Origin of the sequence: Pseudonocardia acidicola, from assembly GCF_012911935.1 — a bacterium.
Classification (GTDB): Bacteria; Actinomycetota; Actinomycetes; order Mycobacteriales; family Pseudonocardiaceae; genus Pseudonocardia; species Pseudonocardia acidicola.
Map to the genome: position 1 here is coordinate 117927 of NZ_JAAXLA010000008.1, position 15625 is coordinate 133551.

Annotated in this window: 17 protein-coding genes; 12 read left to right on the plus strand and 5 right to left on the minus strand. The window is 73.3% G+C overall.

What is annotated here, in order from left to right:
- The first annotated feature begins 4 nt into the window (after positions 1-4).
- The 5 genes from HF526_RS06860 to HF526_RS06880 all read left to right on the plus strand — a co-directional run bounded on the left by HF526_RS06860 (position 5) and on the right by HF526_RS06880 (position 6026).
- Positions 5-925 (plus strand): alpha/beta hydrolase, encoded by a 921-nt coding sequence (locus HF526_RS06860; RefSeq protein ID WP_211176849.1) that lies wholly within the window; start codon positions 5-7, stop codon positions 923-925.
- Positions 922-2529 carry a GMC family oxidoreductase gene (locus tag HF526_RS06865; RefSeq protein WP_169380420.1) on the plus strand — a complete coding sequence of 536 codons (1608 nt, stop codon included), beginning with the start codon at positions 922-924 and terminating at the stop codon, positions 2527-2529. The genes HF526_RS06860 and HF526_RS06865 overlap by 4 nt, the downstream gene beginning before the upstream one ends.
- 38 nt (positions 2530-2567) lie before the next feature.
- A complete protein-coding gene (locus HF526_RS06870; protein ID WP_169380421.1) occupies positions 2568-4091 on the plus strand; it encodes an aldehyde dehydrogenase family protein in 1524 nt (507 codons plus the stop codon).
- A gap of 61 nt (positions 4092-4152) precedes the next feature.
- The gene (locus HF526_RS06875; protein ID WP_169380422.1) at positions 4153-5046 is read left to right on the plus strand and encodes a LysR substrate-binding domain-containing protein; all 894 of its coding nucleotides are present in this window, start codon (positions 4153-4155) and stop codon (positions 5044-5046) included.
- Between the two features lie 92 nt (positions 5047-5138).
- Complete coding sequence (locus tag HF526_RS06880; RefSeq protein ID WP_169380423.1) at positions 5139-6026, plus strand: DUF559 domain-containing protein; 888 nt, start codon at positions 5139-5141, stop codon at positions 6024-6026.
- A gap of 33 nt (positions 6027-6059) precedes the next feature.
- Here HF526_RS06880 and HF526_RS06885 read toward each other — a convergent pair whose 3' ends face one another.
- A complete protein-coding gene (locus HF526_RS06885) occupies positions 6060-6698 on the minus strand; it encodes a DedA family protein (RefSeq protein WP_169380424.1) in 639 nt (212 codons plus the stop codon).
- A gap of 70 nt (positions 6699-6768) precedes the next feature.
- On the opposite strand from HF526_RS06885, the gene HF526_RS37295 reads away from it, so the two are divergent.
- The 6 genes from HF526_RS37295 (at position 6769) to HF526_RS06915 (ending at position 11147) form a co-directional block, all read left to right on the plus strand.
- Positions 6769-7110 carry a DUF1259 domain-containing protein gene (locus HF526_RS37295; RefSeq protein WP_420821591.1) on the plus strand — a complete coding sequence of 114 codons (342 nt, stop codon included), beginning with the start codon at positions 6769-6771 and terminating at the stop codon, positions 7108-7110.
- 26 nt (positions 7111-7136) lie between these two features.
- Positions 7137-7346, plus strand: a complete 210-nt coding sequence (locus tag HF526_RS06895; RefSeq protein WP_169380426.1) for a hypothetical protein — start codon at positions 7137-7139, stop codon at positions 7344-7346.
- Positions 7343-7528, plus strand: a complete 186-nt coding sequence (locus HF526_RS06900; protein WP_169380427.1) for a DUF1259 domain-containing protein — start codon at positions 7343-7345, stop codon at positions 7526-7528. The genes HF526_RS06895 and HF526_RS06900 overlap by 4 nt, the downstream gene beginning before the upstream one ends.
- Before the next feature lie 156 nt (positions 7529-7684).
- Positions 7685-9361 (plus strand): NAD(P)/FAD-dependent oxidoreductase, encoded by a 1677-nt coding sequence (locus HF526_RS06905; RefSeq protein WP_169380428.1) that lies wholly within the window; start codon positions 7685-7687, stop codon positions 9359-9361.
- Positions 9358-10800 carry an ATP-binding protein gene (locus HF526_RS06910; RefSeq protein WP_169380429.1) on the plus strand — a complete coding sequence of 481 codons (1443 nt, stop codon included), beginning with the start codon at positions 9358-9360 and terminating at the stop codon, positions 10798-10800. Before HF526_RS06905 ends, HF526_RS06910 begins: the two co-directional genes overlap by 4 nt.
- A complete protein-coding gene (locus HF526_RS06915; RefSeq protein WP_169380430.1) occupies positions 10797-11147 on the plus strand; it encodes a UBP-type zinc finger domain-containing protein in 351 nt (116 codons plus the stop codon). Before HF526_RS06910 ends, HF526_RS06915 begins: the two co-directional genes overlap by 4 nt.
- Before the next feature lie 54 nt (positions 11148-11201).
- Here HF526_RS06915 and HF526_RS06920 read toward each other — a convergent pair whose 3' ends face one another.
- From HF526_RS06920 to HF526_RS06930, 3 genes are read right to left on the minus strand one after another with little or no spacing between them, the layout of a single operon-like run.
- Complete coding sequence (locus HF526_RS06920) at positions 11202-13274, minus strand: molybdopterin cofactor-binding domain-containing protein (RefSeq protein ID WP_169380431.1); 2073 nt, start codon at positions 13272-13274, stop codon at positions 11202-11204.
- The gene (locus tag HF526_RS06925) at positions 13271-14254 is read right to left on the minus strand and encodes an FAD binding domain-containing protein (RefSeq protein WP_169380432.1); all 984 of its coding nucleotides are present in this window, start codon (positions 14252-14254) and stop codon (positions 13271-13273) included. Before HF526_RS06925 ends, HF526_RS06920 begins: the two co-directional genes overlap by 4 nt.
- Positions 14251-14799, minus strand: a complete 549-nt coding sequence (locus tag HF526_RS06930; protein WP_169380433.1) for a 2Fe-2S iron-sulfur cluster-binding protein — start codon at positions 14797-14799, stop codon at positions 14251-14253. Before HF526_RS06930 ends, HF526_RS06925 begins: the two co-directional genes overlap by 4 nt.
- A gap of 321 nt (positions 14800-15120) precedes the next feature.
- On the opposite strand from HF526_RS06930, the gene HF526_RS06935 reads away from it, so the two are divergent.
- Complete coding sequence (locus HF526_RS06935; protein WP_169380434.1) at positions 15121-15408, plus strand: hypothetical protein; 288 nt, start codon at positions 15121-15123, stop codon at positions 15406-15408.
- Between the two features lie 27 nt (positions 15409-15435).
- Here HF526_RS06935 and HF526_RS34500 read toward each other — a convergent pair.
- The coding region (locus HF526_RS34500) for a hypothetical protein (protein WP_211176851.1) at positions 15436-15625 on the minus strand (190 nt) is incomplete at its 5' end.

A 15625-nucleotide genomic window follows, 5' to 3' on the forward strand; every position in this document is an offset into this window, starting at 1 on the left:
CCGGATGCGCCTTCCCGCCGTGCCCCGCCCGCTGATGCGCGCCCTGGTGCGCTACGGCGTGCGCCCCGTGCTGTCGGCGGGTGTCCCCGCGGGCTTTCAGCGTCGCTGGCTGGACGTCATGACCGCTCCGACGCCGCTGCCGCCCGGGGTCCGGGTGACCCGCGACCGGCTCGCCGGACGGCCGGTGGAACGCCTCACCCCGCCCGGGGCCGACCCCGGCCGGGCCGTGCTCTACCTGCACGGCGGCGGCTTCACCGTCGGCTCGCCCGCCAGCCACCGCGCGCTCGCCGCCCACCTCGCCGACGCCGCCGGAGCCACCGCCTACGTGCTCGACTACCGGCTGGCCCCCGAGCACCCGTACCCCGCGGCGCTGGACGACACCACCGCGGCCTACCGAGAACTGCTGGAGCGCGGATACGCCGCCGATCGGATCGCCATCGCCGGTGACTCCGCCGGTGGCTGGCTGACCCTCAGCGCGGGCATCCGGCTGCGCGATGCCGCAACCCCGCTGCCCGCGCTGCTCGTGCTGATCTCGCCGGTCGTGGACCTCGCGCCCACCGAGACCCGTGACGACTCCGCGGACCCGATGCTGCAGAACACCTGGATCCGCTCGTGCGTCACGAGCTTCGCGCCCGGCCGCGACGTCCGCTCGCCGGAGCTGTCGCCGGTGTACGCCGATCTGGCCGGGCTGCCGCCGCTGTGGGTGCACGTCGGCAGCGACGAGATCCTCTACCCCGACTCGGTCCGGATCGTCGAGGCGGCCCGCGCCGCGGGCGTGCGCGCCGACCTGCGCCGCCTCGACGGGCTCTGGCACGTCGCGCACGCGCACGCCGGCCTGCTCCCCGAGGCCACCGCCGCGGTCGCCGAGCTCGGCGGCCACATCCGGCAGGCCACCGTTCCCCACACCACCCGGAGTTCCGCATGACCGACCAGCAGTCCTTCGACTACGTCGTCGTCGGGGCGGGTAGCTCGGGCTGTGTGCTCGCGTCCCGGCTGACCGAGGACCCCACCGTCTCCGTGCTGCTGCTGGAGGCGGGCGGGCCCGACGACGCCGACGAGATCGCAATCCCGGCGGCCTTCGCGAACCTGTTCAAGACCCGCTGGGACTGGAACTACGAGACCACCGAGCAGAAGCAGCTCGACGGCCGCCGCGCCTACTGGCCGCGGATGAAGGCCCTCGGCGGCTGCTCCTCGATGAACGCGATGATCTACATCCGGGGCAACCGGGCCGACTACGACGGCTGGCGCGACCGGTACGGCGCCGAGGGCTGGGGCTACGCCGACGTCCTGCCGTACTTCGTCCGGGCCGAGCGCAACACCCGCCTCTCCGGGCCGTACCACGGGACCTCGGGCCCGCTGCACGTCGAGGACCGGCGCTACACCCACGAGCTGACCGAGGCCTGGGTCGCCTCCGCCGTGGCCTCCGGGCTCAAGCCGACCGACGACTTCAACGGCGCCGAGCAGGAGGGCGCCGGGCTCTACCAGGTCACCTGCCGGCGGGGACGGCGCTGGTCGGTCGCCGACGGCTACCTGCGTCCCGCGCTGGACCGGCCCAACCTGACCGTGCACACCGGGGCGTTCGTGACCCGGGTGAACCTGGCCGGGAACCGCGCGACCGGCGTGTCCTACCTGCACGACGGGACGCCGCGCGTCGCCGAGGCCACCGCCGAGGTGCTGCTCGCCGGTGGCTCGATCAACTCCCCGCAGCTGCTGATGCTGTCGGGCATCGGGCCGGCGACGCATCTGCGGGAGACCGGCGTCGACGTCGTCGTCGACCTGCCCGGCGTCGGGGAGAACCTGCACGACCACCCGGCGGTGCCGCTGCTGTGGCAGACCCGCGGCACCAGCGACCTCGTCGACTTCGTGAACCCGGCCCGGCTCGTCCAGTGGCAGGCGCTCGGCCGCGGCCCGCTCGCCTCCAACATCGGCGAGGGCGGGGCGTTCTTCCCCAGCCGCGACGGGCTCGCGGCCCCGGACCTGCAGGTGCACGTCGCGCCGACCGGGTTCTACGACAACGGGCTGCGCGAGCCCGTCGGCCGCATGTTCACCGCCGCCCCCACCCTGGTGTCGGTCGCGAGCCGTGGCCGGCTGCGACTGCGCTCGGCCGACCCGTCCTGGCGGCCCGAGATCGACGTCCGCTACTACGACGACCCGGCCGACCTCGACGCGATGCTGGCCGGGTGCCGGCGGCTGCTCGAGATGGCGCAGGAAGGACCGCTGGCCCGGCTGCTGGACCGGCCGTTCCGGCCCGGGCCGGGCGTGCGTGCGACCGACGAGGAGCTCGTCGAGCACATCCGGGCCTACACCCAGACGCTGTACCACCCGGTGGGCACCTGCGCGATGGGCACCGGCGAGGACGCCGTCGTCGACAGCGACCTGCGGGTGCGCGGCACCGAGGGGCTCCGCGTGGTCGACGCGTCGGTGATGCCGGTCGTGCCCCGCGGGAACACCAACGCCCCGACGATCATGATCGCGGAGAAGGCCGCCGACCTGCTCCGCGGGCGGTCCGCGTCCGCCGCCACCGTCTGACCAGCGCCCGAGACCCGACCCCCGACCGGAGGCAGATCATGACCGTCACCGACGTCCCGGAGACGAGTGGGACCACCACGTTCGACTCGCTGAACCCCGCGACCGGCGAGGTCGTCAGCACCCACCCGGTGCACGGCCCGGACGAGGTGCGGGCGGCCGTCGCCCGCGCCCGCGAGGCGGCCGCGTTCTGGTCGTCGCTGTCGTTCGCCCAACGCGCCGAGCGGCTCCGCGCCTGGGGCGGGGTGATCACCCGCCGGCTCCCGCAGCTGTGCGAGGTGGTGCACGCCGAGATGGGCAAGCCGCACGCCGACGCGCAACTGGAGATCGTGCTCGCGATCGACCACATCACGTGGGCCGCCAAGAACGCGGCGAAGGTCCTCGGCCCGCGCCGGGTCTCGCCCGGGCTGCTCATGGCCAACCACGCCGCGACCGTCGAGTACGCGCCGCTGGGCGTCGTCGGGGTGATCGGACCGTGGAACTACCCGGTGTTCACGCCCATGGGCTCGATCGCCTACGCGCTCGCGGCCGGCAACACCGTCGTGTTCAAGCCCAGCGAGCACAGCCCCGGCGTGGGCACCTGGCTGGCGGACACCTTCGCCCAGGTCGTACCCGAAGCGCCGGTGCTGCAGGTTGTCACCGGGTTCGGCCCGACCGGCGAGGCGCTGTGCCGGGCCGGCGTCGACAAGATCGCGTTCACCGGATCGGCGAAGACCGGGACGCACGTCATGCGCGCCTGCTCGGACACCCTGACCCCGGTCATCATCGAGGGCGGCGGCAAGGACGCGTTGCTCGTCGACGCCGACGCCGACATCGCGGCCGCGGCCGACGCGGCGGTCTGGGGCGGCATGTCCAACGCCGGCCAGACCTGCATCGGCGTGGAGCGGGTGTACGTGCACGAGCGGGTCTACGACGCCTTCCTCGCCGAGGTCACCAAGCGGGCGCAGGCGGTCCGCGCCGGCGCCGACCGCGGCGCGAAGATCGGGCCGATCACGATGCCCTCGCAGCTCGACGTCATCCGCCGGCACGTCGAGGACGCGCTGGCCCGCGGCGGCCGGGCCGTCGTCGGCGGGGCGGACGCGGTCGGTGAGCGGTTCGTGCAGCCGACCGTGCTGGTCGACGTGCCGGAGGACTCCGTCGCGGTCACCGAGGAGACCTTCGGCCCGACGCTGACCATCGCCAAAGTGCCGGACATGGACGAGGCCGTGCGCCGCACGAACGCCACGAGCTACGGGCTCGGCGCGACCGTGTTCTCGCGCAGCCGCGGTCTCGAGCTGGCCCGCCGGATCCGCTCCGGGATGGCGTCGGTGAACTCGGTGATCTCCTTCGCCGCCGTCCCGTCGCTGCCGTTCGGCGGGATCGGGCAGTCCGGGTTCGGGCGCATCCACGGCCCCGACGGGCTCAAGGAGTTCACCGCGGCCAAGGCGATCGCGCGCAAGCGCTTCTCCATCCCGCTGAACCTGACCACGTTCTCCCGGCCCGCCGCCGCCGACAAGGCGATGGCCACGCTGGCCACGCTGCTCTACGGCAGCGGCGGCAAGCTTCCCCGCCGCTCCCGGCGCTGAACCGCGAACCGGTCCCGGCCGTGCTTGACAGCCGGGACCGGCACTCCGCGATCATGCCGCGGTGACCACCAACGCCCGGCTGCGCGCCCTGGTCGGCCTGGCCGACACCGGCTCTGTGCGTGCCGCCGCACAACGGCTCGTCGTCACCGAGTCGTCGGTGTCCTCGGCGATCAGCGCGCTGGCGGCCGAGGTCGGGGTCCCGCTCGTCGACCGGGACGGGCGCGGCGTGCGGCTCACACCCGCGGGCGCGCGCTACGCCGAGTACGCCCGGCGCATCCTCGGGCTGCACGCCGAGGCGATCGCGGCGGCCCGCGGCGAGGCCGACCCGGAGCACGGCACGGTCCGGCTCGCCGCGGTCACCACGGCCGGCGAGCACGTGCTGCCGGCGCTGCTGGCGTCGTTCCGGGCCGAGCACCCGGACGTCGCGCTCGGGCTGGAGGTCGCCCCTCGCGACGCCGTGTGGCCGATGCTGGCCCGGCACGAGGTCGATCTCGTGGTGGCCGGGCGCCCGCCCGACCGGTTCGACGCCGTGGTGCGCGCGGTCAGCCCCAACACCCTGGTGGTCGTCGGCCCGCCGGCGGCCGCCACCGGGTTCGATCCCGGCGCGGCGACGTGGCTGCTGCGCGAGCCGGAGTCGGGGGTGCGAGCCACCATGGAGGCGCTGTGGTCATCGCTGGACCTCGACCCGCCGCGGATGACCCTGGGGTCGCACGGAGCCGTCGTCGCTGCGGCGATGGCCGGGCTCGGCGTCACGCTCGTCTCCCGGCAGGCCGTCGAGGCCGCGCTGGCGGCGGGCACGCTCGTCGAACTGCCCACGCCGGGGACCCCGCTGCAGCGGCCCTGGCACGCGGTGACCCACTCCCCCGCCACCGCGAGCACCGAACTGCTGATCGCCCACCTCCTCGCGCATCCCGAGCTGGGCTGGCGCCGCCCGCCGAGTGCCACACGGCGGTAGTTCGATCATGGCCTGAGTGCCGTGGTGTGGCACTCGGTGAGTAGTTCGGCCGATCGGCCTCGGGATCGGACCGCGTCGATCATGCTGGCCGGGTGCTGGGGGGACCGTTCCGCGGGTCGGTGGCGATCGGCTGCGGGCTGGTCACGGCCGGTGCGTTGCGCGGGCCCCGCTACCGGAGGCTGTTCCCCGACGTCTACCTGGCGGCGGAGATCGAGCCGACACTCGCCGTCCGGTCGCAGGCCGGCTATCTGCTCGTCGCGCACCGCGGCGGCGCCCTCGCCGGGTACTCCGCCGCCGCGCTGCTCGGTGCGGAGTGCGCTCCGGGAAACGCGCCCGCCGAGGTCGTCGTACCGGCAGGGGCGCTCCGGGCGCGGCCGGGCCTGCTCGTGCGACGCGAGCGCCTCGACCCTGCCGACGTGCTCATGGCGGCGGGCTGCCGGGTGACCTCCCCGCAGCGCACCGCGTGGGATCTCGCGCGTCGGCTGGAGCTGACCGAGGCGGTCGTCGCCGTCGACACGCTGGCCCGCGGACGGTTCGCGCCGACCGATCTGCTCGCCCGGCGCAGCCGCGAACCGGGCGCCCGCAACTGCCGGGCGGTCGAACGCGTCGTGGAGCTGGCCGACCCACGTGCCGAGTCGCCGATGGAGACCAGGCTGCGGCTGATCCTGGTGCTGGGTGGCCTCCCGGTCCCCGAGGTGCAGTACCGCGTCCGCGACGAACATGATTTCGTCATCGCCCGGGTGGATCTGGCCTACCCGGAGGCCCGCCTGGCCATCGAATACGACGGCGCGACCCACTTCACCCGCGAACGCTCCAAGCGCGACCGCCGCCGGGACGCGGTGCTCGCCGACCTGGGCTGGGACACCCTCCGCTTCGTCGACGACGACGTCCTCTGGAGCAGGCCGCAGACCGTGCACACGACCGCCCGGCGCCGCGCAGCACGGCTCCGCGCCGTAGCGCCGAGTGCCACACCACGGTAGGCACACCATGATCGAACTACCGTGGCGTGGCGCTCAGCGGGTGGCGCGCGAGCGGCGGGCCTTGAGCAGCTCCAGGGCCAACGGGATCAGGGACAGTACGACGATGAGCCCGATCACCGGCAGCAGGTACTGGTCGACCCCGGGGACGGTGGTGCCCAGGACGTAGCCGGCCAGCACCAGGCCGACCGTCCAGAGGACGCCGCCGACGACCTGCCACAGGGTGAACGCGCGGGCCGGGGTGTCCAGTGCCCCGGCGACCGGGTTGAGCACCGTGCGGACCACCGGGATGAACCGGGCCAGCACGATGGCCCGACCGTGGCCGTAGCGGGCGAACAGCTCCCGGGACCGGGCCATCGCCTCGCGCACCCGCGGCCGGGCCGACCGGCTCTCCAGCGCCGCGCCGGCGCGGCGCCCGATCAGGTAGCCCACCTGCGCCCCGAGCAGCGCCCCGGCCACCGCCGCGACCAGCACCCAGGGCAGCGACAGCGTGACCTTACCGGTGGCCGCGGCCGAGCTGAGCAGACCCGCGGTGAACAGCAGCGAGTCGCCGGGCAGGAAGAAGCCGACCAGCAGCCCGGTCTCGGCGAACAGCACCGCGAAGATGCCGAACGTACCGAACGCCGTGATCAACGACGTCGGATCCAGTGGGTTGAGCGCGAGGGTGGAGGTCATGGCGCCGACGCTAGGAGGGGGCCGGTACCCGAATCCCTATCGGCGGGTAAGCCGCCGGATAACGCCGGAAATGCGCGCGACGGGAGCGGGTTGCCTGTGCTGCGACGGCTCGCTGCCGACGCACCGGACCCATGCTGTGGTACTGACCGGCCCTTGTCGGACGGGGCTTTCCGGCGTAGCACCCACTCCCGGCGCGGCAATCATGATCGGTGAGGCCACGGTGACCGGCCAGGAGCTGAACAGGGTGCTCGCCCGCTCGGAGCAAGACCGCACTGTGAACGTCACCGCCATCCACAAGCATCTACAGGACGAGACTCCTCGGCTGTGGTGGATCCACTACGCCGGTTACGGCGACCGGTCGCCGTCGCCCGCACCATGCATGCCGCGTTCGCCCTCACCGGCATGCCCCTGACCGAACCCGCGGAGACCGCGGCTCCCGTGGCGCTCGACACCGCCGCCCTGGATCGCATCATCGGCGTCAACGGCGAGGACGAGCACGGCGTGTACACGTTCCACGTCCCTGTCGCCCAGCACATCACCGACACCCGTGCCCACCTCGCACTGCCACCGATGATGGAAGCCTCCACCTCGCTGATGTTGCAGCCGCTGGGTGGGGCCGAGCGGCCATCAACGGCGATGTCGCGATGACCGCCGATCAGGTCAACCCGGTGATCCGAGCCCTACAGGCGCACGGCATCACGATCATCTCGCTGCCCAACCACATGCTGTATGAGTCTCCGCGGCTGTTCTCCATGCACTTCTGGGACACCGGAGCAGCCACCATCCTCATCCAGGGGCTGCGCGCCGCGCTGGACGCCACCACGCACTGATATGTAGGCCGGCTTGTCAAGGGGCACGAGGAAGCGGTGCGGACTGTCAGCTGAACGGCGTAACTGCAGGTGAAGGGGTTGAGCAGTGGAGTTGGCCATCCGCCGCTGAGTGCTCAGTGGTGTCATTCGAGCCGGGTTCTCGGCAGACTGCACGCCATGACGGAGAGCCTTGCGTCGATGCGCCCGGCCATCGTCACGGTGGACGACGACCCGAGCGTGTCCCGCGCCGTCGCCCGGGACCTGCGGCGCCGCTACGGCTCCGACCACCGGATCGTCCGCGCCGAGTCGGGCGAGCAGGCCCTGGACGCGCTACGCGAGATGACCCTGCGCGGTGACCAGGTCGCGGTGATCCTGGCCGACTACCGGATGCCGGGGATGGACGGCATCGAGTTCCTCGAGCAGGCGATGGACCTGTTCCCGGCGGCCCGCCGGGTGCTGCTGACCGCCTACGCCGACACCGACGCCGCCATCAACGCGATCAACGTCGTGGACCTCGACCACTACCTGCTCAAACCGTGGGATCCGCCGGAGGAGAAGCTCTACCCGGTCCTCGACGCCCTGCTCGAGGCGTGGCTGAGCTCCGACCGCAGGCCGATCACCGAGACCCGGGTGGTCGGGCACCGCTGGTCGGCGCGCTCGTACGAGGTGCGCGACTTCCTGGCCCGCAACCAGGTGCCCTACCGCTGGTACCTGGCCGACGAGCCCGAGGGCGGCCGGCTGCTCGCCGCGGCCGGCGCGAACGACCTCGACCTGCCCGTGGTGATCACCCCGGACGGCACGGCGCTGGTGCTGCCCAGCGACGCCGAGCTCGCCGAACGGGTCGGGCTGTCCACCGCACCCACGGCCGACTTCTACGACCTCGTCGTGATCGGCGGCGGCCCCGCCGGGCTGGGCGCTGCGGTCTACGGCGCCTCCGAGGGGCTGCGCACCGTGCTCGTCGAACGCACCGCCACCGGCGGTCAGGCCGGGCAGAGCTCCCGGATCGAGAACTACCTGGGCTTCCCCGACGGCGTCTCCGGCGCCCAGCTGACCGACCGGGCCCGGCGGCAGGCCACCAAGTTCGGCGCCGAGGTGCTCACCACCCGGGATGTGGTGGGGTTGGCGGCCAGCGGCTCGGCACGCACCGTCCGGTTCGCCGACGGCACCGAGATCAACGCGCACGCGGTGATCCTGGCGACCGGGGTGTCCTACCGGCAGCTGACCGCGCCCGGCGCCGAGGAGCTGACCGGTCGCGGGGTCTTCTACGGGTCCGGGCTCACCGAGGCGGCCGGTTGCGCGGGGCAGGACGTGTTCATCGTCGGCGGCGCCAACTCCGCGGGGCAGGCCGCGGTGTACTTCGCCCGGCACGCCCGCTCGGTGACGCTGCTGGTCCGTGGCCCCTCGCTGCAGACGTCGATGTCGTACTACCTGATCCAGCAGATCGCCGACATCCCCGTGATCACCGTGCGCACCTGCACCGAGGTCGTCGCCGCACACGGCACCGACCACCTGGAACGCCTCGAACTGTGCGCCCGCGCGGCCGGCACCAACGAGACCGTCGACGCGTCGTGGCTGTTCGTGTTCATCGGCGCGGCACCGCGCACCGACTGGCTCGACGACCTGGTCGTGCGGGACCGCGCCGGCTTCGTCGTGGCCGGGCCCGACCTGGTGGTGGACGGCAAGCGGCCCTGTGGCTGGACGCTCGACCGCGACCCGTACCACCTGGAGACGAGCCTGCCCGGGGTCTTCGTCGCCGGCGACGCCCGCGCCGACTCGGTCAAACGGGTCGCCTCGGCCGTCGGCGAGGGCGCGATGGCCGTCTCGCTCGTGCACCGCTACCTGGAGAAGCGATGAACACCCCCTGCACCCCCGAGGAGCTGCGCGAGCTGTTCCTGTTCGAGAAGCTCAGCGACGACCAGTTGGCCTGGCTGTGCCGCGAGGGCCACGTCGAGTGGATCGAGCCCGGGCCGGTGTACCGCGAGGGTGACCCCGCGACCTGCTTCTACGTGCTCATGGAGGGCACCGTGGTGCTCTCCCGCCGGGCCGGGGAGGACGACGTCGAGGTCGACCGGACCTCGCAGCCGGGCGTGTACGCGGGGGCCTGGTACGCCTACCTCGGGGACCGAGTTCCGCAGGTCTACAACAACTCGCTGCGGGTGATCGTGCCATCGCGGTTCTTCGTGCTCGACGCCGAGATGCTCGGCGTGATGATGCACACCTGGTTCCCGATGGCGGTGCACCTGCTGGAGGGCCTGTTCTTCGGGATCAAGAACACCCAGCAGGCCGTCGGCCAGCGGGAGCGGCTGCTCGCGCTGGGGTCGCTGTCAGCCGGGCTCACCCACGAGCTGAACAACCCGGCTGCGGCGGCGGTACGGGCGACCGCATCGCTGCGCGAGCGGGTGGCCGGGATGCGGCACAAGCTCGGCCTGATCGCCGCCGGGCCGCTGGACCGGTCGGCGCTGGACACGCTGGTCCGGATCCAGGAGGACGCGGTGGAACGCCTCGCCAAGGCGCCGGTGCTCACCCCGATCGAGACCGGGGACCGCGAGGACGCCGTCGCCGACTGGCTCGACGAGCGCGGCGTCGCGGACGGCTGGGGCCTCGCACCGACCTTCGTCGCGGCGGGTCTGGACGTCGGCTGGCTCGACCAGGTGGCCGCGAAGATCGCCGCGGCCGGCTTCGCCTGTGCGCTGGAGAGCGCGCTGCGCTGGCTGAACTACACCGTCGAGACCGAACTGCTGATGAACGAGATCGAGGACTCGACCACCCGCATCTCGACCCTGGTCGGCGCGGCGAAGCAGTACTCGCAGATGGACCGTGGCCCGTACCAGACCGTCGACCTGCACGACCTGCTGGACAGCACGCTGGTGATGCTCGCCCGCAAGATCGGCGACGGGGTCACCGTGGTCAAGGACTACGACCGGTCGCTGCCGCCGGTCCCGGTCTACGCCGCCGAGCTCAACCAGGTCTGGACGAACCTGATCGACAACGCCGTCGCCGCGATGGACGGTGTCGGAACGCTGACCGTGCGCACCCGTCGTGAGGAGGACCGGGCGCTGGTCGAGATCGGCGACACCGGCCCGGGCGTCGACCCGGAGATCCGTGACCGCATCTTCGAGCCCTTCTTCACCACGAAACCGGTCGGCGACGGCACCGGGCTGGGCCTGGACATCTCCTGGCGGATCGTGGTCAACCGGCACCACGGGGACCTGCGTTTGGAATCCGAACCCGGTGACACCCGGTTCCAGGTGCGGCTGCCGCTGCACCCGCGCGAGGACGAGGAGGCAGCATGACCGTCCCCCTGTTCGGCATCGACCCGACCGTGCCCCCGAGCGGCCCCGGTTGTGTCGAGTGCGACGAGACCGGCGGCTGGTGGTTGCACCTGCGCCGCTGCGCGCTGTGCGGCCACGTCGGCTGCTGCGACTCGTCCCCCGGCCAGCACGCCTCCGGGCACGCCGGCATCACCGGACACCCGATCGTGCGCAGCTACGAGCCCGGGGAGAACTGGTTCTGGGACTACCCCCACGAGCAGGCACTGCTGGGCCCACCGCTGGCACCGCCGGAACACCACCCGGTCGACCAGCCGGTGCCCGGCCCGGCCGGGCGGGTGCCCGCCGACTGGCAGTACCAATTGCACTGACGTGCCCGTGCGCGGAAATGGTCGCGGGAACGACGTTATCCGCGCACGGGCGCGTCAGCGCCCCGGCCGGATCGGCAGGTCCCGGTGGCGCACCCCGGTCGCGTGCCACACCGCGTTCGCGATCGCCGCCGCGGTGCCGACGATGCCGATCTCACCGACTCCCTTGACCCCGGTCGGGTTGAGCCCGTCGTCCTCCTCGTCGATCCAGTGCGCCTCGATCGACCGCACGTCCGCATTCGCCGGGACGTGGTAGCCGGCCAGGTCGTGGTTGGCGTAGTCGCCGAACTGCGGGTCGACGACCGCCTCCTCCAGCAACGCCATCCCCAGCCCCATCGTCATGCCCCCGATCAGCTGCGATCGCGCGGTGATCGGGTTGACCACGCGCCCGACGCCGTAGACCCCGAGCAGCCGCGGAACCCGGACCTCACCGGACGCGGGGTCGACGACGACCTCGGCGAAGTGCGCGCCGAAGGCGTGCCGGGACACCGCGGGCAGCGCCTCGATGTCGGAGGTGGTGTCGGCCCGGACGGTCAGACCGTCGGCGGGAACGGCGCTGCCCGCCAGCCGGTCGCGCAGCTCCCGGACCGCCTTCACCACGGCCCAGCCCCAGGACGCCGTGCCCATCGACCCGCCGGCGATCTGGGCGGCGCCGAAGTCGCTGTCGCCGATCAGGACGCGCACCTGTTCCAGCGGCGTCCCGAGCTCGTCGGCCGCGATCTGGGTCAGCGCGGTGCGCGCCCCGGTGCCGAGGTCGGACGCGGTGATCCGCACCGTGTAGCGACCGTCCGGTTCGGCGGTCGCCGACGCCGTCGACGGCCTGCTGCGCGCGGGATAGTTCGCCGCGGCCATGCCGGTGCCCCGCAGCCATCGGCCGTCGCGGCGGATCCCGGGCCGCGGGTCGCGCTCGGACCAGCCGAACCGGGCCGCGCCCTCGTGCAGGCACCGGACCAGGTTGCGGCTGACGAACGGGAGCCCGCCGGCGGGCTCCACCGTCGGTTCGTTGCGTACCCGCAGCTCGACGGGATCGATGCCGCACGCCTGCGCCAGCTCGTCCATCGCGGACTCCAGCGCGAACGATCCGGGGGCCTCACCGGGTGCGCGCATCCAGTGCGGGCTCGGCACGTCGAGTGCGACCAGTCGGTGCCGGGTGCGCAGGTTCGGCGTCGCGTACATGACCCGCGACGGGACGCAGGTCTGCTCGGCGAACTCGACAACCGTCGAGGTCTGCTCGCAGGCCAGGTGGTCCAGCGCGATGAGCCGGCCGTCGCGGTCCGCACCGAGCCGGACCCGCTGGATGGTCGGGGTGCGGTAGCCGACGAGGGCGAACATCTGCTGGCGGGTGAGGGTCACCCGGACCGGCCGGTTCAGTTGCCGGGCCGCCATCGGGGCCAGCACGACCGGCGGCCACGGCCTGCCCTTGACCCCGAATGCGCCGCCGACGTGCTCGGAGACCACCCGGACCGCGTCCGGGTCGAGGGCGAACAGCGTGGCGAGGGTGTCCCGGACCAGCGAGGAGCCCTGGTTGGAGTCGATGACGGTGAGCCGGCCGTCGGTCCACCACGCGGTGCTGGAGTGCGGCTCCATCGGGCTGTTCTGCTCGGTCGGCGTCGAGTAGGTCGCGTCGACGACGACGGCGGCGGCCGTCAGACCGGCCTCGACGTCCCCGGTGGCCGTATCGGTCGGGTAGGTCGGGTTGACGTGGTCGGGGGCGTACAGCCGCGGGTGGTCGGCGGTCAGCACGACGTCGTGCGGTTCCTCGGCGTACTCGACCCGCAGCACGTCGGCGCCCGCCCGGGCCTGCTCCGGGGTCTGCGCCACCACCAGCGCGACGGCCGCCCCGCGGTAGGGAACCCGGTCGTCCTGGAACAGCATCAGGTCGCCCTGACCGGCGTCGACGAGCCGCGGGGCGCTGCCGTGGTGGAGCACGGCGATCACGCCGGGCATCGCGAGTACCGCGGCGGTGTCCAGGGCGATGATCCGGCCGCGGGCGATCGTCGCGGTCGCGGCCGCGCCGTGGGCGAGACCGGGCAGCGGGTGCTCGGCGGCGTAGCGGGCGGCGCCGGTGACCTTCAGCCGTCCCTCGAGCCGGGTGACCGCGGCCCCGACGGCCCGCGGCGGGGCGGTCACGGCGCCACCCCGGCCAGCTCGGTCAGCTCGCTGACGATCAGGTTACGGGTCAGTTCCACCTTGTAGGCGTTGTCGCGCAGCGGCCGGGCCTGGGCGAGCTCGGCGTCGGCCGCGGCGGCGAATGCGTCGGCGGTGGCCGGGCCGCCACGCAGCGCCTCCTCGGCGCGGTGCGCCCGCCACGGCACCGGGGCGACGGCCCCGAGCCCGATCCGGACATCGCGGACCCGGCCGTCGGCGACATCGACGGCCGCGGCGATCGAGGCCGTCGCGAAGGCGTAGGAGGCGCGGTCGCGGACCTTGCGGTAGCGCGACCCCGCGGCGATCGGCAGGGCCGGCAGGCCGACCCCGGTGATCAGCGCACCGGCGGCCATGGTGACCTCCCGGTCGGGGGTGTCGCCGGGGAGGCGGTGGAAGTCGCGCAGCGGGATCGTGCGTGGTCCCGCCGCCTCCTGCACGTGCACGACGGCGTCGAACGCGGCGAGCGTGACCCCGAGATCGGACGGGTTGGTCGCGATGCAGTGCTCGGACGCACCCAGGATCGCCAGGTTGTGGTGCTCGCCGGTACGCGCCGGGCAGCCGGTCCCCGGGGCGCGCTTGTTGCACGGCTTGGTCACGTCGGCGAAGTACGGGCAGCGCGTCCGCTGCAGCAGATTGCCGCCGACGGTGGCCATGTTGCGCAACTGCCCGGAGGCGCCCGAGAGGATCGCCTGCGTGACGGCCGGGTAGCGGCGACGCACCTGCGGGTGCACGGCCAGGTCACTGTTGCGCACCATCGCACCGATCAGCAGCCCGCCGTCACCGGTGACCTCGACCTCGTCGAGCGGCAGCCGGGTCACGTCGACCAGCAACGACGGCGTCTCCACCCCGAGCTTCATCAGATCGACGAGATTGGTCCCGCCGGCGAGGTAGCGCGCCCCGTTCCCCGCCAGCGCGAGCGCGGTCGCGACGTCGGGGGCCCGCCGGTAGCCGAACTCCCTCACGGCCGGTCCCCCGCCACCTCGGACACCGCCGCGACGATGTTCACGTAGGCCCCGCAACGGCACAGGTTCCCGCTCATCCGCTCCCGGATCTCCGCCGCGTCCAGCGTGACGGTGTCCGCGGTGAGGTCCTCGGTCACCACGCTGGGCCACCCGTCCGCCGCCTCGGCCAGTACCGCGACCGCCGAGCAGATCTGGCCCGGCGTGCAGTAACCGCACTGCAGGGCATCGTGGGTGAGGAACGCCTCCTGTACCGGGTGCAGCCGGTCGCCGTCGGCGAGCCCCTCGATCGTGGTGACCGCGGCGCCCTCGGCCGCGACGGCGAGGGTCAGGCAGGCGTTGATCCGGCGGCCATCGAGCAGCACCGTGCACGCGCCGCACTGGCCGTGGTCGCATCCTTTCTTGGTGCCGGTGAGGTCGAGCCGCTCGCGCAACGCGTCGAGCAGCGTCGTGCGGTGGTCGAGATCGAGGGTGTGGCCGCGGCCGTTCACGGTCAGCGTGATCGTGCTCGACGTGCGGTTCGTGGTGTTCGCGCCGCTAGCCGTCATACGAGGTCGACCCCCCGGGTGTCGGGAGTGGCTGGGTCCGGTACCACGGGCGACGGTACGGGCACGTGGCACAGCCGGGAACCTCCGCGGCGGATCGCGGGTCCGGACGTGCGGGCCGGTACCGCCGGACGGCGCACAGCGGTGGGCAAGGACACGTTCGTCCGGAACCGCGCTGGGTATGACAATGGCCGGAGGACAGCGCTGCTCGGCGACACCGCGGGAGTGCTGTCGCCGGGTGATCCGAGTTCAGTCGACGCCGACGCGGCGCCCTTCCCCGACTCCGAGTGCGGACCCGGACCGCGCAGCCCAGGCTGGAGAACCATGATCCTCATCTGCGAACGATGCTTCTCGCCGATCGCGCCCGGCGAGGACTACGTGCGCCTCGCCCACTTGGAGCGGGCCTACAACGACGGTTCCGTCGAGTGGATCCACTCCTACGTGCACACCGAGGTGTGCGGCCGGCGGACCGCGCCGCCGCGGTCGCCGGGTGAGCGGCCCGACACCGGCTCATGGGACCCGTCGCGCCGGGGCCTCTCACCCGCCGCCGCGCAGTGGTGCGCCACGCCCGCCGCCCGGAACGCGCCGCGGACGAGCCGGGTCTCGCAGTGAACGACCGGCGGCCCTAGCCTCGCCGGGTCAGCGACGAAGCGTCCCTGCGGGACGAGCTCGGCGAGCCGCCGCCCGCAGGCCCTCGGCCGCCATGTAGGTGCAGCGGATGTCGACCGCGCGCAGCAGCCGCGACAGGTCGGCGCTTTCCCGCATCAGTACGTGTGCGCGCCCGGCGGCAGGTCGGGGGCGATGCGGCAGTACTCCCCGGCGAGCCGGG